Origin of the sequence: Acetobacter garciniae, assembly GCF_017377735.1 — a bacterium.
Classification (GTDB): Bacteria; Pseudomonadota; Alphaproteobacteria; order Acetobacterales; family Acetobacteraceae; genus Acetobacter; species Acetobacter garciniae.
The window spans coordinates 795,331-814,284 of the sequence record NZ_JAFVMH010000001.1; the positions used below are offsets into that span (position 1 = coordinate 795,331).

The 18,954-nt window shown below is 63.6% G+C and carries 18 protein-coding genes; 3 read left to right on the top strand and 15 right to left on the bottom strand.

Translation table 11 applies throughout. The annotated features are described in order from the left end of the window. Positions 1-19 precede the first annotated feature (19 nt). The gene (locus tag J2D77_RS03580) at positions 20-1,183 is read left to right on the top strand and encodes a hypothetical protein (protein WP_207844879.1); all 1,164 of its coding nucleotides are present in this window, start codon (positions 20-22) and stop codon (positions 1,181-1,183) included. A gap of 36 nt (positions 1,184-1,219) precedes the next feature. On the opposite strand, the gene thiL is transcribed toward J2D77_RS03580, so the two are convergent. From thiL to nrdR, 3 genes are read right to left on the bottom strand one after another with little or no spacing between them, the layout of a single operon-like run. Continuing rightward, positions 1,220-2,209 (bottom strand): thiamine-phosphate kinase, encoded by a 990-nt coding sequence (thiL, locus tag J2D77_RS03585; protein WP_207844880.1) that lies wholly within the window; start codon positions 2,207-2,209, stop codon positions 1,220-1,222. After that, the gene (nusB, locus tag J2D77_RS03590; RefSeq protein WP_207844881.1) at positions 2,178-2,702 is read right to left on the bottom strand and encodes a transcription antitermination factor NusB; all 525 of its coding nucleotides are present in this window, start codon (positions 2,700-2,702) and stop codon (positions 2,178-2,180) included. Before nusB ends, thiL begins: the two co-directional genes overlap by 32 nt. 60 nt (positions 2,703-2,762) lie before the next feature. Further along, positions 2,763-3,239 (bottom strand): transcriptional regulator NrdR, encoded by a 477-nt coding sequence (nrdR, locus tag J2D77_RS03595; protein ID WP_207844882.1) that lies wholly within the window; start codon positions 3,237-3,239, stop codon positions 2,763-2,765. A 138-nt stretch (positions 3,240-3,377) separates the two neighbouring features. Here nrdR and J2D77_RS03600 point away from each other — a divergent pair, with 138 nt between their 5' ends. Further along, positions 3,378-3,914 (top strand): copper chaperone PCu(A)C, encoded by a 537-nt coding sequence (locus tag J2D77_RS03600; RefSeq protein WP_230975424.1) that lies wholly within the window; start codon positions 3,378-3,380, stop codon positions 3,912-3,914. 63 nt (positions 3,915-3,977) lie between these two features. Here the strand turns inward: J2D77_RS03600 and glpK are convergent, their stop codons facing one another. The 12 genes from glpK to J2D77_RS03660 all read right to left on the bottom strand — a co-directional run bounded on the left by glpK (position 3,978) and on the right by J2D77_RS03660 (position 18,028). Continuing rightward, on the bottom strand, positions 3,978-5,480 hold the full coding sequence (gene glpK / locus J2D77_RS03605) for a glycerol kinase GlpK (RefSeq protein WP_207844883.1): 1,503 nt from the start codon (positions 5,478-5,480) through the stop codon (positions 3,978-3,980). Between the two features lie 27 nt (positions 5,481-5,507). Then, the gene (locus tag J2D77_RS03610; protein ID WP_207844884.1) at positions 5,508-6,326 is read right to left on the bottom strand and encodes an MIP/aquaporin family protein; all 819 of its coding nucleotides are present in this window, start codon (positions 6,324-6,326) and stop codon (positions 5,508-5,510) included. A gap of 58 nt (positions 6,327-6,384) precedes the next feature. Then, positions 6,385-7,920, bottom strand: coding sequence for a glycerol-3-phosphate dehydrogenase (gene glpD, locus J2D77_RS03615; protein ID WP_407927075.1), 1,536 nt, complete (start codon positions 7,918-7,920; stop codon positions 6,385-6,387). 124 nt (positions 7,921-8,044) lie between these two features. Beyond that, a complete protein-coding gene (locus tag J2D77_RS03620; protein ID WP_207844886.1) occupies positions 8,045-8,815 on the bottom strand; it encodes a DeoR/GlpR family DNA-binding transcription regulator in 771 nt (256 codons plus the stop codon). Continuing rightward, the gene (recQ, locus tag J2D77_RS03625; RefSeq protein ID WP_207845023.1) at positions 8,812-10,686 is read right to left on the bottom strand and encodes a DNA helicase RecQ; all 1,875 of its coding nucleotides are present in this window, start codon (positions 10,684-10,686) and stop codon (positions 8,812-8,814) included. Before recQ ends, J2D77_RS03620 begins: the two co-directional genes overlap by 4 nt. Positions 10,687-10,718: 32 nt before the next feature. Beyond that, positions 10,719-11,096 carry an OmpA family protein gene (locus J2D77_RS03630; protein ID WP_207845024.1) on the bottom strand — a complete coding sequence of 126 codons (378 nt, stop codon included), beginning with the start codon at positions 11,094-11,096 and terminating at the stop codon, positions 10,719-10,721. A gap of 84 nt (positions 11,097-11,180) precedes the next feature. Beyond that, a complete protein-coding gene (gene cydC, locus J2D77_RS03635; RefSeq protein WP_207844887.1) occupies positions 11,181-12,860 on the bottom strand; it encodes a thiol reductant ABC exporter subunit CydC in 1,680 nt (559 codons plus the stop codon). Positions 12,861-12,862: 2 nt separating this feature from the next. Continuing rightward, positions 12,863-14,599 (bottom strand): thiol reductant ABC exporter subunit CydD, encoded by a 1,737-nt coding sequence (gene cydD / locus J2D77_RS03640; RefSeq protein ID WP_207844888.1) that lies wholly within the window; start codon positions 14,597-14,599, stop codon positions 12,863-12,865. 79 nt (positions 14,600-14,678) lie between these two features. Next, on the bottom strand, positions 14,679-16,367 hold the full coding sequence (locus tag J2D77_RS03645) for a sensor histidine kinase (protein ID WP_207845025.1): 1,689 nt from the start codon (positions 16,365-16,367) through the stop codon (positions 14,679-14,681). Positions 16,368-16,469: 102 nt separating this feature from the next. After that, complete coding sequence (locus J2D77_RS17595) at positions 16,470-16,748, bottom strand: NepR family anti-sigma factor (RefSeq protein WP_207845031.1); 279 nt, start codon at positions 16,746-16,748, stop codon at positions 16,470-16,472. Between the two features lie 5 nt (positions 16,749-16,753). After that, positions 16,754-17,350 carry a sigma-70 family RNA polymerase sigma factor gene (locus J2D77_RS03655; protein ID WP_207844889.1) on the bottom strand — a complete coding sequence of 199 codons (597 nt, stop codon included), beginning with the start codon at positions 17,348-17,350 and terminating at the stop codon, positions 16,754-16,756. A 201-nt stretch (positions 17,351-17,551) separates the two neighbouring features. After that, positions 17,552-18,028: a sigma-70 family RNA polymerase sigma factor gene (locus tag J2D77_RS03660; RefSeq protein WP_230975506.1), complete on the bottom strand. Its 477-nt coding sequence runs from the start codon at positions 18,026-18,028 to the stop codon at positions 17,552-17,554. Positions 18,029-18,196: 168 nt separating this feature from the next. Here J2D77_RS03660 and J2D77_RS03665 point away from each other — a divergent pair, with 168 nt between their 5' ends. Beyond that, positions 18,197-18,946, top strand: coding sequence for a PhyR family response regulator anti-anti-sigma factor (locus J2D77_RS03665; protein ID WP_207844891.1), 750 nt, complete (start codon positions 18,197-18,199; stop codon positions 18,944-18,946). Positions 18,947-18,954 lie beyond the last annotated feature (8 nt).

The following is an 18,954-nucleotide window of genomic DNA, read 5'->3' on the forward strand; positions in this document are numbered from 1 at the left end:
TCCAGATCATGGAGTGGCAATGGCTTCCCCGACCCAGATTACCGTGGCTCCTGTTTCGGGTTTCCGCCAGCTTTCCCTCTTTATAAAACTTCCGCGCATTCTTTACGATGGCTTGCCCGGCTATGTCGCACCTTTGGACATGGAAGAGCGAGACCTGCTGTCCCCCAAGCGGGCACATTTTTTCGATCACGGCTTTGCCTGCTATTTCCTGGCCTGGCGCAACGGTGTTCCCATCGGGCGGATATCCGCACAGATCGATGCGCTGGTGCTCAAGCAGGATGGGCCGCGCACCGGGTTCTTCGGCGCACTGGATACGGCCGAGCCCGCCTGTGTCGCCCCGCTGATGGAGGCGGCGCAAGCCTGGCTGAAAGCCCGCCGGATCGAACGCATACGCGGCCCCTGGACGCTGAACAGCAACGGCCAGTCCGGTCTCATGATCGAGGGCCAGCGTGAAATGCCCATGATCGGCACCCCTTGGCAACCGCCGACGCTGGGGCCGGCGGTGGAGGCAGCGGGTTACGGCCGTGCGGTGGACCTGTTGTCCTACAGCATGGAAACCGGCCCTTCCGCCGAACGGGCCAACCAGTTGCCGGGGAATTTGCGCGAGCGGCTGGGCAATATCACCATGCGCGGCCTGCGGATGGACCATATTGCCGAAGACGCGGAAATCCTGCGCGATATCTATAACGATGCCTGGGCCGACACCTGGGGCAATGTTCCCCTGACGCAGCGCGATGTCGATGGGCTGCTCAAGTCGCTCAAACCCATCCTGCGTTCCGAACAATATGTGCTGGCCGAGGTGAATGGCGAACCTGCGGCCATTGCCCTGGTCGTTCCCAACATGTTCGATGTGGAGGGCGACCTGGGTGGCGCGCCTACCCCGCTGGGGTGGCTGAAACTGGGGAAACGCATTCTCCAGCACGACTTCCGCTCGGCCCGGGTGGTGCTGCTGGGGGTCCGGAAAAAATATCTCGCCACGGCCCTGCGCGCGGTGTTGCCGGTGCTGATCATCGACGAACTGATGCGCCGTGGCCATGTTCTGCCCTACAGGACGATCGAACTGGGCTGGGTGCTGGAAACGCATGAAGGCCTGCGCAAGCTGATCGAGCGTATTTCGCCCACACCTTACAAGCGCCACCGGATGTACGAGAAAAATCTGGAGCTTTCTGCGCCTACGTCCTGACCGGCCCGGACATATCCGCCCTTTTCATTCAGCCCCCTAAAGGTGGCTCCACCCGCCGGTCTCGATATGCAGAGCCTGGCCATTTTCGTCGCGCACCTGCACGCCCGGCGTGCCTGCATGGAAATGGCCGATGCGTGTTACCGGCACACGCCCGTAAGGGCTTTCCAGATACCCCTTGCTGGCAAGCCGGTCTTCCTGCGCAGGAGGGACCGCCATAAGCAGTTCGTAATCGTCGCCCCCGGTCAGGCAGGTGCGTAGCCAGTCGGGGCCGGCCTGTCGTGCAGCAGGAGAAAGCGGGACTTTTGCCGCGTCTATTACGGCGGCAAGGCCGTTTTCGCGGGCAAGGTGCCCGGTGTCCTGCACCAGCCCGTCGGATACATCCATGGCGCAGGTGGCCAGGCCGTACAGGTCCAGCCCCAGCCGGGGTTCTGGCAAGCGGTAGCGCTGCGCCAGATGGCCCGATCCATCCTCAAGCTGGCCTTGCAGCATTTTCAGGCCCAGCGCACCGTCACCGATGGTGCCTGTCACCCACAGGCCATCCCCCACCTGCGCGCCGCGGCGTTGCACGGCTTGCCCAGGCGCGACGGAGCCCATGATGGTCAGGGACAGAACGAGCGGGCCGGAGGTGGACGTCGTATCCCCCCCCATGAGACTGAGCCCGTACAGATCCTGGTCGGCCTTCAGCCCGGCGCAGAACTGGGCAACCCAGTCTTCGGTAATATGGGGCGGGCGGGCGAATGTCAGCAGCCAGCCTTCGGGCTTTGCTCCCATGGCCGCAAGATCGGACAGGTTGCAGCGCAGCAGCTTGCGCCCTACGGTTTGCGGCGGATCGTCGGGCAGGAAATGGACATTCTCCACCATCGCGTCGGTGGCGAGCACAAGTTGGAGCCCCGGCGGCGGGGTGAAAACGGCGGCATCATCGCGCAGGTCCAGGGCGGCGGGGCCTGCAAGGGCTGCGAAATGCCGCCGGATAAAAGCGAATTCGCGCGGCAGGTCAGTCTGGTTGGCCAGCGGGGGCACCGTCATGATCCTGTGCTGCCTTCATCTGCTTGAAAACCGTGTCCAGAACGCCGTTGACCAGACGGGGTTCATCGCCCGAGAAAAACCCGTGGGCGACGTCCATGTATTCGTTGATCAGCACGGCGGCCGGTGTCTCGTCCGATTGCGCTTCCGCCATGGCGGCCAGGAAAAGTGCCCGCAACACCGGGTCCAGGCGCTCGATCGGCCAGGTGGAAGGCAATGTGGCGCTGATTGTCTGCATGATGGCGGTGTGGTTGGCCGCACCGGCGCGGACAATGGCGGAAAAAAGCTGTGTATCGGCTTCGGGAATACGGCCGTCCTCGTAGGTCTGGCCGTCCAGCGCCGTGCCGAAGCGGTGTACGAGAAACTGCTCGATAACGGAGTCTGGACGATCCCCATTCTGCTCGATCTGAAACAGCGCCTGCACTGCCGCCACGCGGGCGGCGGTACGCGGCCTTTGGGCCGGTTTCAGCTTGGGTTGGTCCTGTGTTCCTGACATCCGTCTCTCCTGCCCGCTTTGTACGGAGTGGCGTTTCATGGCGGTTTTACGCCGCAAGGTCTAGTCTTTTTGTGGGGCGCGGGCCCCGCTTGTTTCCATGAGGGTAAGAATTTCGGAAAAATCCCGGGCTTCGCGAAAATCCCTGTAAACGCTGGCAAAGCGCACATAGCCGACACTATCCACTTCCTTGAGCGCGTCCATGGCCAGTTCGCCGATACGGGTCGTTGCCACCTCCGTCTCCCCCGATGCTTCGAGATGGCGGACGATGCCGGTCACGATCTGCTCGACCTGTTCTTCCGAAACGGGGCGCTTGCGCAGGGCGATGCGGATCGAGCGGGTGATTTTCTCACGCTCGAACGGGGCGCGCCGCCCATCCTGCTTGACCACGACAAGTTCGCGCAACTGCACCCGTTCCACCGTGGTGAAGCGCTGCCCGCAGGACAGGCAGGCGCGCCGCCGACGAATGGCCGAGCCCTCCTCATTCGGGCGGCTGTCCTTGACCTGGCTGTCGGGGTTCCCGCAAAAAGGGCAACGCATGCTGCTGCCTACCTTCTTCTCAGAGCAGTGCCGATAATACCTGCTTAATTTTAAAAGAGCACTATGCCTACGACCAGATATGTCTTTCGGCTCGCCCCGTCCACAGTTGTCTTGTGCCTGTTATCGAATGGAGAACTCATGAAACGCATTGTGGGGGCGGTCTGTATCATGACCGCGCTGTCCAGCCTGGCCGTCACATCTTTTTGCGCGCGGGCCCAGGCGCAGGGTCCGGCCCAGACCGAAGGCCCACCCGCCGCCCAGGCGGATACCACCAATGTGCCCGGGCAGGATAACGCGCAGAAGGATATTGTCGTCTCCCGCGCGGCCCTGGCCCTGCCGAGCGGCCACGGCGTGCCCCAGCTTTATTTCACGATCAAAAACACGGGTGCCACGGCGCATCTGCTCTCGGGCATTTCTTCCACCGCATGCCGGCACATGATCGGCCATCATGCGGACCAGGAAGGCACGGAAGCCACGCGTGACCTGTTTACCCACCTGGCCCTGCCCGCTGGTATGACACTGGTCTTTTCAGCAGGCGGCTATAACCTGCTGTGTTTCGGTGCCTCACCCGACCTGCACGCCACGCAGAACGTGCAGGTCACGTTCAGTTTTCTGGGCGGCTCGTCCCAGAATGTACAGGTCCCCGTGGTGGCGAGCACAACCCCGGCAGACTGAGCGGTTATCCGTCATGGGGGTGCAGCTCCCAAGGGCCCCCTGGCGAAAACCCCGGAGCGGGTGCTACTTGCCTGCGGGATAGGTGCTGAGCGTGCGTTTGACCGCATCATGCCAACCCGCGATCATGGTGCGGCGCTGGTTACGCTCCATCTTGGGCTCGAACAGGGAACCCCGCGCCCATTCCGAGGCAACGGTGCCTTCATTCTCCCAGATGCCGGTGGCCATGCCCGCAAGAAAGCCTGCGCCCATGGCGGTGGTTTCCACATTGCGGGGGCGTTCCACCTTGGCCTGGAGCATATCGGCCAGGAACTGGCAGTACCAGTCGTTGGCCGACATGCCGCCATCGACACGGATGCTCTCGGTCGCACCCCCACCATCCTGCTGCATGGCCGTGACCAGATCCAGCGTCTGGAAGGCGACTGATTCCAGTGCCGCGCGGGCAATATGGGCGGCCGTGGCGTCCAGCGTCAGCCCGCAGATCAGCCCGCGTGCGTCGGGGTCCCAGTGCGGAGCGCCCAGGCCCACGAAGCCGGGCACCATGTACACACCATGGCTGTGGTGCACACGGGTGGCCATGTCATCGGTCTGGGAGGCATGGGTAATCAGGTGCAGGCCGTCGCGCAGCCATTTGATAGCGGCACCGGCCACGAAAATGGAGCCTTCCAGCGCGTAGGTGGCCTTGCCGTTCAGCCGGTAGGCAATGGTGGTCAGCATGCGGTTGCGCGAGATAACCGGCTTGTCCCCGGTATTGAGCAGCACGAAGCAGCCCGTGCCGTAGGTTGCCTTGGCCATGCCGGGCGTAAAGCAGGCCTGCCCCACCACGGCGGCCTGCTGGTCCCCCGCGATCCCGGCAATGGGGATCGCGCGGCCGAACAGGGCCGGGTCGGTCTCGCCATATAATGTGCTGCTGTCCTTGACTTCGGGCAGAAGGGCGGCGGGCACACGGAACAGTCGCAAAAGCTCATCGTCCCATATCTGGCGATGGATATCGAACAGGGACGTCCGCGCGGCGTTGGTGGCATCGGTCGCGTGGACCTTGCCCCCCGTCAGCCGCCACAGGATGAAGGAATCGATCGTGCCGAAGGCCAGTTCCCCCTTTTCGGCACGGGCGCGTGCATCGGGCACGTTATCGAGGATCCAGGCCAGTTTCGTGGCCGAGAAATACGGGTCCAGCAGCAGGCCGGTGCGTTCGCGCACCAGGTCTTCCACCCCGTCCTCGCGCAGTTTCTGGCAGGTCGCGGCCGTGCGGCGGTCCTGCCAGACAATGGCGCGGTGAATGGGCTTGCCCGTCGCACGTTCCCACACCACGATGGTTTCGCGCTGGTTGGTAATGCCGATCCCCGCCACCCGGTCGGCAGCACCACTTTTTTCAAGGGCTGCGCGCGCAGTGCTCAGCACGTCGCGCCAGATGTCTTCGGGGCAATGTTCCACCCATCCGGCATGCGGGTAATGCTGGGGAAATTCCTGCCGTGCCGCCGCCAGTTCCTGAGCATGCCGGTCAAAGACGATGCTGCGGGTTGATGTCGTTCCCTGATCAATCGCCAGGACACAGTCTTGCTTGCTCATGTGGAATAATCCTTCTGCGTGGAACGCTCAGTCAGCCGGGGTTGCGGATCTGGCCGATCTGGCGGGCATGAATGGGCGGAGCAGGACCTGGTACAGCGTGGCCCCGGCAAGCCCGCCCAGCAACGGCCCGACAACGGGCACCCACCAGTAGTTCTGGGGCCCCGGCAGGGCGGAAGGCCCCCAGCCCGCGATAAAACAGAACAGGCGCGGCCCGAAATCGCGGGCCGGATTGATCGCCCAGCCTTCCAGATTGCCAGAAGACGCGCCGATAATGGCAACCAGCAGGCCGATGATCAGCGCACCGGAATTGGCCTGGGGTGCGACGGTATTGTATTCGCATGTTATCGCGAAAATGCCGAGTACCAGGAAAGCGGTCAGGATAATCTCATCACCCAAGGCGTGCAGCGGGGTGATCGCATCGCCCGGGGCTGTGAAAAACACACCGCCCGCCGCCCCGTCATGGACGAAATCCAGGTGATGGGCCTGCGCGAAATGCACGATGACCGGGCTGTAGAGGGTGTAGACCAGTGCCGCCCCCAAAAAGCCGCCCACGACCTGGGCCACCCAGTAGGGCACGACTTTTTTCCATGAAAAGCCACGGTAGCAGGCCAATGCGAGTGTGACGGCGGGGTTGGCGTGGGTGCCCGATACGGCCCCGGTCACGTAAATGGCGATCGTGACCCCCAGCCCCCATGTAATGGACAGCCCCCAATAGGACAGCCGGTAGGGGCTAGGGTCATAAAGCGCATACATGGCCACGACCGAATCCCCGATCATGACGATAATGAGCGTAGCCAGGCATTCGGCGATCAGCTCGCCCAGCAGGGCAAAAGTGGTCTTGTTCATATCTTTCCTCGTTCTTGTTTTTATTTTCCAGGAAAGGGCTCGGGCAAGGGGCTGAAGCTTATCCCAGCTTCTGGCGCATATAGGTTTCCACCCCGGCCTTGGCCGCGTCATTGATATGCAGGCCCAGCTTGCTGCGCCGCCACAGGACATCTTCCGCCGTGCGGGCCCATTCATGCGTGATCAGGTAGTCGATCTCACGCGTGCCCAGGTCTCCGCCCGGCAGCAGGCCCATCTCGGCCAGGGACGTGGCTTCCCCGATGATCTCGTAAGCGCGGCTGCCGTAATTGCGCATCAGCCGCCAGGCCAGGCCTTCGGGCAGCCAGGGGGCCGCGCGGCGCAGCCTGTCCAGTGCCGCGGTAAACCCGCCTTCGCCTATATCGCCGCCGGGCAGTACCTCATTGGCGGTCCAGCTTTGGCCGGCCACGGCGGGCAGCACGGGGGCGAGCTTTTCAAGCGCGTGTTCGGCCAGCTTGCGGTAGGTCGTGATCTTGCCGCCGAAAATGGACAGCAACGGTGCGCCGTTCTGCGTGTCCAGGTCCAGCACATAATCGCGCGTGACGGCGGACGCGTTGGCCGATGCATCGTCATAAAGGGGGCGCAGGCCCGCATAGCTCCAGACCACGTCGGATTCCTTGACCGTGGCGCGGAAATAGCGGTTCACGCTTTCGCACAGATAGCTGATTTCGTCGGCAGCAATCGCGACCTTGCCCGGTTCCTGCTCCCACGGAATATCGGTGGTGCCGATCAGGGTGAAATCCTGTTCGTAGGGAATGGCGAAGACGATGCGCTTGTCGGGGTTCTGGAAAATATAGGCCTGCGGCCCTTCGAACACGCGGGGGACGACAATATGGCTGCCCTTGACCAGCCGGACCGACTTGGAGTTGGGCACCTTCAGCGTATCGGCCAGCAGGCGGGCGACCCAGGGCCCCGCCGCGTTGACCAGGGCGCGGGCCCGCACGGTGCTGGTCGCCCCCGTGGTACGGTCTTCCAGCGTTGCTTCCCACAGCCCGTTGACGCGGCTTGCGGCAACAAGCCGGGTGCGGGTGCGGATATCCGCCCCGCGCTGCGCTGCGTCGATGGCGTTGAGTACCACCAGGCGGCTGTCCTGCACCCAGCCATCGGAATAGACGAAGCCCTTGGTATATTCGGGCTTGAGGGCGCGGCCCGACGAATGGGTCCGGAAATCGATGCCGCGCGACTTGGGCAGCGTCATGTTGGACGCCAGATGATCGTAAAGGAACAGGCCTGCCCGCAGCATCCAGGCCGGGCGGACCAGCTTGGAGTGCGGCAGCACGAATCGCATGGGCCAGATGATATGCGGCGCCATTTTCAGCAGGCGTTCGCGCTCCATCAGGGCTTCGCGCACCAGCCGGAATTCGTAATATTCCAGATATCGCAGGCCGCCATGAATAAGCTTGGTGCTGGCCGATGACGTATAGCTGGCCAGGTCATCCTGTTCGACCAGCAATACGGAAGCGCCACGCCCCGTGGCGTCGCGCGCGATACCTGCGCCGTTTACGCCACCGCCGACGATCAGCAGGTCATAGGGGACGTTGGACGATTCAGTCTGTGACATGATCTGGGCCGGTTCCATCAAAACGAAAGTCGGTGCAGTTTATTCGAAAACGAAAAGGAATGGCAAGATAATTGGACGTGATCGCTGGCGGTAGTCAGCCTAGTGTTCGTTTACGAAAGGAAATCAGCCCCGAACGAAAAACCTACTTCGGCACCACATGCAGGTGCACGTCGTTGTCGCGCAGGATCGTGCGGATGGCGGCCGGGGGCGGCTGATCGGTATAAAAGGCGCTGATCTGCGAAATATGGCCTACCCGGGCCATGGGCCTGCGGCGGAACTTAGTGTGGTCGGCCAGCAGAAAGACCACCCGCGCATTGCGCAGGATGGCTTGTGCCGCGCTGATTTCATCGGCGTCGAAATCGAGCAGCGTGCCGTCTTCGTCAATGCCGCTGATACCGATCACGCCAAAATCCGCACGGTATTGCTCGATCATGGCCGCGGCCGCCGGGCCGACTATGCCACCATCGCGCAGGCGCACGCTGCCCCCCGTGATAATCAGGCTGCAATCGGGGGCCGGCGCCAGCAGGCTTGCCACATGGATATTATTGGTAATGACCCGCAACGCCTTGTGGGAGCGCAGGCAGCGGGCGAACGCTTCGGTCGTGGTGCCGATATTGATGAACAGCGAAGCCCCGTCCGGTATGGCGCGGGCGGCTTCGCGGCCTATGGCTTCCTTTTCGCGCAGGTGCAGGATCTGGCGGTCGGAATAGGCAATGTTCTCAGCCTGGGAAAGCGAACTGGCCCCCCCATGGTGGCGGGCGAGAAGGCCTTGCGCGTCCATGCAGTTCACATCGCGCCGGACGGTCTGCACCGTGACGTCGAGCATGCGGGCCAGTTCCTCGCTGCTCAGATAGCCGCGCTGGTTGACCAGTTCCTGAATACGTTCACGCCGGAGCGCGACTGCACTTGTCATGCGTCTTTTGCCTCAATGACGGCCAGGACCGCCTCGCCATATCGTTCCAGTTTTGAACGCCCGACCCCTTTTATGTCGCCCAGCGTATCCAGATCGCCCGGTTTTTCCTGCGCAATGTCCCGCAAAACCGAGTCATGGAAAATAACGTAGGGCGGGATTTCCTGTTCCTGCGCTTCCTCACGCCGCCATTTGCGCAGGGCGTGGAACAGGGCCAGGCTGTCCTCGGACAGGTCGAGATCGGTATCGGTCCCCCGCCGGGACGACGCGCGCGCGGCATGCATGATGGGATCGGCCCGCAGGTGCACTTCCTCCGTGCCGCGCAGGATCGGCCGGGCTACGCCCTGGTTCAGTACAAGGCCGCCATATTGCGCCTGCGTCCGCAACGCCCCGCGTGCGATCAACTGCCGGGTAACGCTGCGCCAGAAGGGCTCGCTCTGGTCCTTGCCGATACCCCAGACCGAAAGCTTGTCATGGCCGTGGCGGCTGACGGCGTCCGTCATCTTGCCGCGCAGTACGGCTATGACATGCAGCGCGCCAAAGCTTTCGCCCGTTCGGTACACGGCTGAAAGCAGCTTGCGGGCGGCCTCCGTCCCGTCGAATGTCAGGGCCGGGTGCAGGCAGTTGTCGCAATGCCCGCAGGGTTCGGGCAGTTCTTCGCCAAAACAGTGCAGCAGCGCGCGGGTGCGGCAACTGGTGGTTTCGGTCAGCGCGATCATGGCTTCCAGGCGGCTGCTCATGACGCGTTTTTCATGGTCGGGGGCGGCGGACTGGTCCAGCCAGTAGCGCGCCCGGGCCATGTCCTCCCCCCCGTAAAGCAGCACCGTGTCGGATGGCAGGCCGTCGCGCCCGGCCCGGCCGATCTGCTGGTAATAGGCCTCGGGCGAGGCGGGCATGTCCAGATGTACCACGGCGCGCACATCGGGCCGGTCGATCCCCATGCCGAAGGCGATGGTGGCCACGATCACCAGCGGTTCCCCCGATCGGAACCGCAGCAGGGCCGCCCTTTTTTCCAGCGGTGACAGCCCGGCATGGTACGCAAGGGCCGCCCATCCCTTCTCGCGCAGGGCGGCGGCAATCCGCTCCGTTCTGGCGCGGCTGCCGCAATAGACGATACTGGCCGCATTCCTGTGCCGTGCCAGCGCGTCCTGCAACTGCTTGAGTTCGGACCCCTTGGGGTGGACGGCAATGTTCAGGTTGGGCCGATGGAAGCTGGAGACCAGGACATCCGCATGCGGCATGTCCAGGGCCGCCAGAATATCCTCGCGCGTGCGTTCGTCCGCCGTTGCGGTCAGCGCGATGCGCGGCACGTTGGGGAAATGGCGCGGGAGTGCCGTCAGTGCCCTGTATTCGGGACGGAATTCATGCCCCCAGGCCGAAATACAATGCGCTTCGTCAATGGCGATGACCGAAAGCGGGATTGTCGCAAGCCTGTCCAGCGTGCCCGATGACAGGAGCCGTTCAGGGGAAATATATAGAAGATCGACCCGGCCCTGCGCCAGATCGGCCCGGACCTGGGCAGATTCGCTGGCCTCCAGTTCGGAATGCATGGCCGCGGCATTGATACCCACCTGGCGCAGGGCGGCTACCTGGTCGTCCATCAGCGCAATCAGGGGGGAGATCACCAGCCCCATGCCGGGGCGGCACAAGGCGGGCACCTGATAACAGATACTCTTGCCCCCACCAGTTGGCATCAGCACCAGCGTGTCACGCCCGTGCATGACGTTTTCGACCGCCCTGGATTGCAGGCTGCGAAATCCGTGGAAGCCGAAAACGTCGTGAAGAACCTGCTCGGGCGTTTTGTCGACAAAGCGGTCGCGCGGGGGGCCATGTGCAGGCCCCCCGGGGGGCAGGGTTGCAAAACCCTGGTCCATGTCAGGCATGGCGGATGGGGCGGGCGTTGTGTTCAGGGGCGGGTAATCTCGATTTCCACACGCCGCGCGCCTACTTCCATGCCTTCCACATTGCTGGGGGCACGCGGGGTCTGGATAATGCGGTCGCCCCGCACCCCGTCCTCGAACAGCTTGGCGGTCACGGCCTTGGCGCGGTCGATGGCCAGCAGCGCATCGGCTGAAAGATTGCTTCCGGCGGCGGCATAGCCTTCCACCTTCACGATACGCGACGGATGGGCGCGGGCCTTGTCGGCGACTTCCGCAATGACGGCATTGGCGCCGTCATCCAGCGTGGCGGACTGGTTGGCGAAAAACACCACATATTTACGCGGTGCCTGGGCGGCGCAGGCGCTAAGCAGGCAGAGCCCCGCAACGGGGATAAGACGACGTATCATGATAATTCCCGGCTGAAATATTGAAACCGTCCACCCTTGGTGCCCCAGGCGGGTCCAATCCGTCAACTCCGGGTTGTCCCCTCACGCGCTCGCAACCCTGGCGATCCCCCCTGACAGGCGCCAGACCTGGTCCAGTTTTTCCACGCCGGTCAGCCTGTGGGTGATGAGAATAACCGTGCGTCCCGTCGTGACGGCATTGAGTGTGAGCAGGAATTCCTGCTCCGTCTGCGCATCCAGCCCGGTTGCGGGTTCGTCCAGAATAAGGATCGGGGCCTGGGTAAGCAGCGTGCGCGCCAGTGCGATCCGCCTGCCCTGCCCGCCCGAGAGCTTGAGCCCGCCTTCACCCAGCCATGTGTCCAGCCCTTCGGGCAGGTCGCGCACGACATCGCCAATGGCGGCATCGTCCAGGGCCTGCCACAGATCGGCCTCGGTCGCATCGGGGCGGCCGAGCAGCAGGTTGGCGCGTATCGTATCGTCGAACAGATGGGTCGCCTGTGACAGCCAGGCCATGCGCGCGCGCAGGCTGTCGGGGCGGATACGGGCGATGTCTTCCCCGCCCAGGGTGATGGTGCCCGCCTGCGGGGTCGCCGCACGCAGCAGCAGGGCCGCCAGGCTGGACTTGCCAATGCCCGATGGCCCCAGAATGGCCACGCGTGCCCCTGCGGGAATATCAAGGTCCAGCCCCTTGAAAACCCATGCACGCTCATCCGACCAGCGGAAGGCGACATCCGTAAAGCGAATATCCGTACCTGCCGGTGCCTTGGTCAAGGCGCGGTCGGGGGCGTGGGGCTGGTTTTCGCTGGCAATATCCACCACCCTGACGGCAGCCGCCCCCATGGCTCCGGCTTGCAGCCCGGCACGTGTCAGCGTGCTGACACTCTCAAATGCGGCAACGCTCAGGAACAGCAGCCCCACGCCTTTCAGGACCGGAATGGCAGGGAACAGGATACCCGCAATCGCCAGCAGCACGATGAAAATCGCCGCCTGTCCGGACAGGAACGCCCCCGCATTGGCCAGGGCCGAACGGCGGGCAAGCGCCATCTGGCTTTGCAGAAGTGCCGTATCGCTTGCCCTGACACGGGCGAGCATGCGCGTTTGCGCGCCAAACGCCCGGATTTCGCGCAGCCCGCCGATCAGGTCCAGTACATTGACACGCAAATGCGCAAGCTGTGCTGCCATCTGCCCTGCGGCCGCGCGGCCCGAGCGTGCGATGCGCCAGGGAATGACGAACGCCCCGCAGGCAAACAGCACGCCGATCACGACAGCCAGACCCACATTGAGCTGGGCCGCGAATACAAGCAGGATCGGAAAGGTCACGCACGCGCAGGCCAGGGGCACGACAATACGCAGGTACAGCCCGTCCAGCGTGCCGATATCCGATACCAGGCGCGAAAGCATGTCGCCCGCGCGGCGAAAGCCCAGCCCGGCGGCTGCCCCATGGGCGAGCGAGCGGAAAAACCATACCCGCAGATCGGCCAGGGCGCGGAACATGGCGTCATGCGCGCACAGGCGTTCAGCGTAGCGTAACACGACGCGGCCGGCACCCACCCATTGCAGGAACGCGGTCGCGATCACGATCTCCCCCGTGACACACCCGGCCAGCCTGAGGCCGGATGAACGCACGAGGGCCAGGCCGCAGGCCAGCGCCAGAAGTGCGAGAATGACCCCGCCAGCCAGCCGCGCGGCCTGCGCGCGCCAGAGGCTGACAAGGGTGGCAATGGCCTGGCGGTCGGTCATATGGGCGGGAGGGGGCGTGTTCATGCTCAGGCGGCTCCCTGCCGAAGGACGATATGACCGCTTTGCAGGTCGATACGCTGGCCCGAAAACATATGGGTCGCAGCAGAATGGGTCGCGAGAATGACCGTGCGGCCCGCCGCCAGGCGTTGCAGGCTTTCGAACACGGTCTTTTCGGTCTCCGGGTCCAGGTGGGCGGTGGGTTCGTCCAGCAGCAGGACGGGCGCATTCTTCAGATAGGCGCGGGCAATGGCGACACGTTGCGCCTGTCCGCCGGACAGGCCAAAGCCCCCCTCGCCCACCTGTGTTTCCAGCCCTTCAGGCAAGGCGGGCAGGAACTCGTCCACCGATGCGGCCTTGACGGCACTGGCCAGGGCGGCCTCGCTGGCGCCGGGCTTGGCGAAAAGAATGTTCTCGCGCAAGGTTCCGGCGAAGAGCACCGGTTTTTGCCCGATCCATGAAATCATGCCCGACAGGATTTCGGGGGCAATGTTTTCGACCGGCGTGCCGTTGAACAGAACCTGGCCCGTATCCGGTCGGATAAAGCCCAGAAGCAGTTCCATGATCGTGGACTTGCCCGAGCCCGAGGCACCTGCCAGCACCAGTGTCTCGCCCGGCTGGGCCATGAAGCTGATATGCTCCAGTGCCGGGCCACGGGCGGCATCCCAGGTGAAACTGACATCCTCCATCGCAACGCTTACGCTGGAGGGCAGAACCACCGGGCCGCTGGGCGAAGCAGGGCCTGCATCGGCCGCGGGCAGTTCCAGTATGGCGGTGGCCGCACCCTGGGCATGGGCGCGGTCCTGATAGGCCAGGGCCAGCGCCCGCAGGGGGGCAAAAAATTCGGGCACGGCCAGCAGGGCGAACAGACCCGCAGTCATGCTGCCTTCAAGCCCCGGTACGGGCGCGGCCCCTGTACTGCCGCCGGCAAGCACGGCCAGCGCCTGGCGCCCGTCCATGATGGCCAGAAGGATGAAGGCGACGGCCATGGCACAGTCGATGGACGCGGAGGACAGGAACGCCACGCGCAGGATCTTCATGGTGCGCAGACGCAGATCCTCGGCGGAGGCGGCCAGCTTGCGCGCCTCGTCATCCGCCCGGCCTGCCAGGACGATTGTCGCAATCCCCTTCACCCGGTCGAGAAAACGGGCTTGCAGGCGTGTCATGGCCAGGAACTGGTTGCGGGAGGCAACAGCCGCACCAATGCCGAACACCGCCTGGCAGATGGGCACGGACAGGCCGCACAGCCCCAGGACAAGGGCCGCGCGGGGCTGGACCAGCCCCACCGGCACCAGAATGACAAGGGGGGTTGCGATCCACAGGATGGATGCGGGGAGCCAGTGGCCGAAAAAACCGTCCAGCGCCTCGATCCGGTCCACCACGGTGGCGGCCAGCGCACCGCTATGGGTGCGCCGGAGCAGGCTCGGCCCGCCTGCCAGGATGGAGGACAGAACCTCCGCCCGCAGTCTTTGCCGTGCGGCAATTCCGGCCCGCGCGGCCCCCATGTCGCCCCCGACCATCGCCAATGCGCGCAGGACGGCAAGGCAGGGGAAAAGCAGGAAGGGCCATAGCGGGAACGTATCGCCACTGCCCCCGGCCTTCCATAGGGCAAGGGCATGCCCGAGGATGACAGCTACACACCAGGCCTGGCCGATGCCGACAAGACCCGCGAGCAGCCCCGAACCCACGACCGAGCGCACCGCCTTGCGTCCCAGCCGGGATTGCGCGCGTGTCCACTCGCGTATTGCTGCTTTTTCATTACTCATAGGTAAGGCGTTTATACCGCTTGGAGCAGGACGCAAACACTTTAGAACGCGGCGCGATGCTGCATTGGCGTCATAACTTTTATTCAGAAATCGTCTGGGTGGCGGGTAGCCGCTCGTCAAGCCGCATGACCAGCGTGAAGCGTACCCCGCCTTCCCCCGTATAGGTCAGCGTGGCTTTCAACTGCCGTGCAAAGCCGTGAATGAGCTTGAGCCCTATGCCCTGGGACGCGGCCTGCTGGAAATCGCAGCCCACGCCGTCATCGCCGATCTGCAATGTCACCAGATTACCCTCACGCCGCAGGGACATGTAAATGGTGCCGCCCCGCCCGCCGGGAAAGGCATATTTGATGGAATTGGTGACAACCTCCGTGACGATCAGGGCCAGAGGAACGGCCTGGTCGGGGTCCATCCAGAAATTGTCGGAACGGATATCGAGCGTGATGCGTCCCGCTTCGGCCTCCCCCGCGATATCGAGTGTCTGTTCGCACAGATCCTTGAGGAAAACCGCCATGTTCAGGCTGGTCAGCGCGTCTTCGGCGTATAGGGTGCGATGCAGGGTGGACAATGCACGGATTCTGTCACGGGCAAGGGCAAATTCGGCCCGCACTTCTGGGTGGGATATCTGGTTGGCCTGCAGATTGAGCAAGGATGCCACGATCTGGAGGTTGTTCTTAACGCGGTGATGAATTTCCTTCATCAGCAGTTGCTGGTGTGCCACGGCCTTCTTCAGGCGCGCTTCATGCCGTGACAGGCGACGTGTCGCCCGCGTGAAGGCCTGGCCCAGCCGTTGCAGTTCCAGCGGCATGGAGCGTGTGATGTGGGTGTCGAACACGCCTTCCATCTGCCATTTCTGCACGGAATAGGTCAGCCGGCGCAGGGGCCATACCAGAACGATATTGGCCGCCAGGGTGACACCGATCAGGCCTGCCGCCAGAAAGACCAGCAGGGCGGTGATCTGGAACAGCATGTTGCGCAGGGCTGCGGCTTCCAGCGGTGTGCGCTGGGTGGAGACCAGGATATCGGCCCCGCCTGCAATGGCGCCGAGCGCGTAGCCCCCTTCGGCCGAGGGGAGCGAGACAATGGAGCGGCCCGTATCGGCCAGCCGGTTTTTCAGCACATCGACAAGGGCGGGTGGCGGCGCGCTCCAGCCGCAATCGGTGCAGACGGGAAATATCTCGCCATTATGCATGATCAGCCACGCCTTGACGGGGCTGGTTTCGTCGGAGAATGCCTCCCACCCCGATGTGCCCGCCAGATAGGCGCTGGTGCGCGAGATCTGGATGATACCCATCAGGTAGCCACGGTTTTCGGGCAGAGCGAGAAAGACCGCGGGCACGGTAATGCGCAGGAAGGCGCCGTTATCTTCCGTCCCGCCACTTTTCTGCACCGCCTCGATCAGTGTTTCCTTGATAGGGCCGGGCGGGGCCAGCGTGCCCACGCGCGCGCATGAACGCCCCGGAGGTGCAACGGATGCAAGGGCGTGCCGGTCCCCGTCAAGCACGGCCAGCAGGCAATAGCGTTGCCCGCTGATGGTTTCGGCAAGTCTGAGCGAATGCACGAGCTGGTCGGGTGTAAGATCCATGTTGCCGATGGTTTCGAGCGCGCTGCGCAGGCGGTCGGTATCGTGCCGGAACTGCAGGTCGAGCCGCATGATGGCGGATGCGGCCCGCTGGGCGCTGCCGATGGTGCTTTCCTGGTAGCTGCGTAACGCCAGTGCGGTTCCGATCACCATCACCGGAATGGCGGAAAGGCAGATCAGAACCCGCATGCGCGCGCTGGTGGTGCTGAAGATGCGCCCCAGCCCCGACAGGAAGCCAAAAGCCACCCGCCGGGCGACGGAAAACCACCATGAAAGAGCTTTCAAGAAGCGTCAGTCCTGTTTCTCGCGATCTTCCTGAATAAGCTTGAGCAGTTCCTCTGGCACCGGTTCGTTGACGACGTCATCGAACAACTGGTGCAATCCTCGCCGAAGCCAGATATTGAACGCCTGGTCCCGTGCTTTCTTTGGCTTCCGGGAGGGAGTGTCTTCCATACTCTTACCCAATCTGAACTCCAGCGTGCAGTGCCCCTTGCGGGGCAATGGTACCCGCTCTCCGGTCTGCTGAGTGACCGTGCCGTCCTGCTGCGTGTCGAGCCCAGGCTGTGCCATGACAATCAAACCTCCGCAGTCACTGCGTAAGATACCACGTCCGTAACTTTTCTTCCGGTCGGCTGGGCCGGAAGTGCGGCCTTGCGGTCTTTCTTGTCCACGGTTTTGCGGTCCGCCGCGGGCTCGTCCCCCATAAGCCAGATTTCAAGCTGCCTTCTGGCCCTGAACACCCGACTCTTGGCCGTGCCGACGGCGCACCCCGAAATCTCAGCCAGTTCCTGATAGCTGATCCCTTCCAGAACCCCTAGCACCAAAGCTTCCCGCTGGTCGTCTGGCAGCCGTGCAAGCGCTGCATCCAGTTCCCGCAGGGCCAGCCGGTCGTCGTGCGTGGGGCCGATTGCAAGGAAGGACTGGGGGGCGTCGTCCAGGTCGGTGGTTTCTCGTTTCTTGCGCAGGTCGGAGATAAAGCGGTTGCGCATGATGCGGTGCATCCACGCCCCGAAATTCGTGCCGGGCATGAAGCTGGTCCGCGCCGACAGCGCGTTGCAGACCGCGTCCTGGACCAGATCTTCCGCAACGGTGCGGTTGCGGGTCAGTGCCAGGGCTTGAACGCGGAGCTTGGGCAGGATGGCGATGATCTGATCGTGGAACGTGTCTGACATTGTTCTTTTCCCCCCGCTTGTTATGTTCTTGTGGGTTCAATGTCGGGGGAGCGGGAAAGGTTACATCCTTCGTACCGATTGTGATCACGAAAAAGAGAGCGCATTTTTTTGCCAGGAGGTATCGCACCCTGCCCCACGGCATTGCGAGGGCATGGGGTACGGGCAAGGCCACGGCAGGGCGGATCTGCCCGGGCAGGCGATTCAGGACCGGCGGTCGCTCGGCGCCGGGTCCTGGGCGCGGTGTTCCATGATCGTGCGCAGCATCGAGCGGGCGCGGGAGACGCGGGCTTTCATTGTGCCGACCTCCACCCCGCAGACCTGGGCCGCTTCCGCGTAGGTCATTTCCTGCGCGCCGATCAGAACCAGGGCTTCGCGCAGGACAGGGGAAAGCTGCCACAGCAGGTTTTCCAGCTCCTGCACGTCTTCCCCCTCCCACGCGGCGGAACCTGGCGCGGACTGTTCCGTGTCCTTGCTGTACTGCGCCAGCAATTCGCGTTCCTTCTTGCCCTTGCGCATCTGTTCTAGGAAAAAATTGCGCAGGATCGTAAAGCACCACGCCCGCATGTTGCTGCCCGGCAGGAACGTGTCGGCCGCGGCCAGGGCACGCAGTACCGTTTCCTGCACCAGGTCGTCGGCCTGGGCCGGATCGCGCGTATAAAACCTTGCCCCGCCCCGCAGGGCCGGCACTACTGCCAGCAATTCCGTGCGAAAAATGTCGCGCCGGGCATCGGCCGAAGGCTGTCCATCGTGAGCCAGAGTTGATACCCCTTTCGGCGGATGGCGGAGCGTGCCATCATTGCGCCCTCGGTTGTGTTTGTCATGATCCAGTCATGAAGGAAGTTTGCCATGGCAGAGTCGCTGCGTGACGGTCTGATCCGGGCCCTCCCCTATGGGCGACGTTACGCGCGGGCGCTGACGGGCAGCCAGCCTGCGGGTGATCTCCTTGTGGCCGAAAGCCTGCGCGGGCTTACCACCCAACGGCCGACGGAAGGCCTTACCCCCTTGCAACAGCTTTATCAGGCTATTTCGAGGCAATACACACCCCGCCCTGTCGGGCATGCATCTTACCCCAGCGGGATATCCCTGCGCCAGCGCCAGCTTCTGCTGCTGACAACGCTTGAGGAAATCAGTGTCGAGATCGCGGCAAAAATCCTCGACCTGCCCCCTGCACAGGCCCAGGATGAACTGGAGCTTGCCCAGACCCTGCTGCATGAAGGGGTCCAGACATCGGTTCTGATCATCGAGGACGAGCCGATTATCGCCATGGATATCGAACAGCTTGTGCTGCAATGCGGGCACAAGGTCGCAGGTGTCGCCCACACGCAGGCCGACGCGGTGGAACTTGCCCGCGAGACACGACCCGGTCTGGTGCTGGCCGATATCAACCTTGGCGCGGGTGGTGACGGCATGGCCGCGGTGGCTTCCATTACGGCCCTGTTCGACGTGCCGGTCATTTACGTGACAGCCTACCCCGAACGCCTGCTGACCGGGGAGACATTGGAGCCCTGTTTTGTTATAACAAAACCCTTCGACCCGATGACCCTTGCCGTTGCCACCTATCAGGCCGTAAGCAGCGCGGGACTGGCCAGGGCCTGACCCCACAA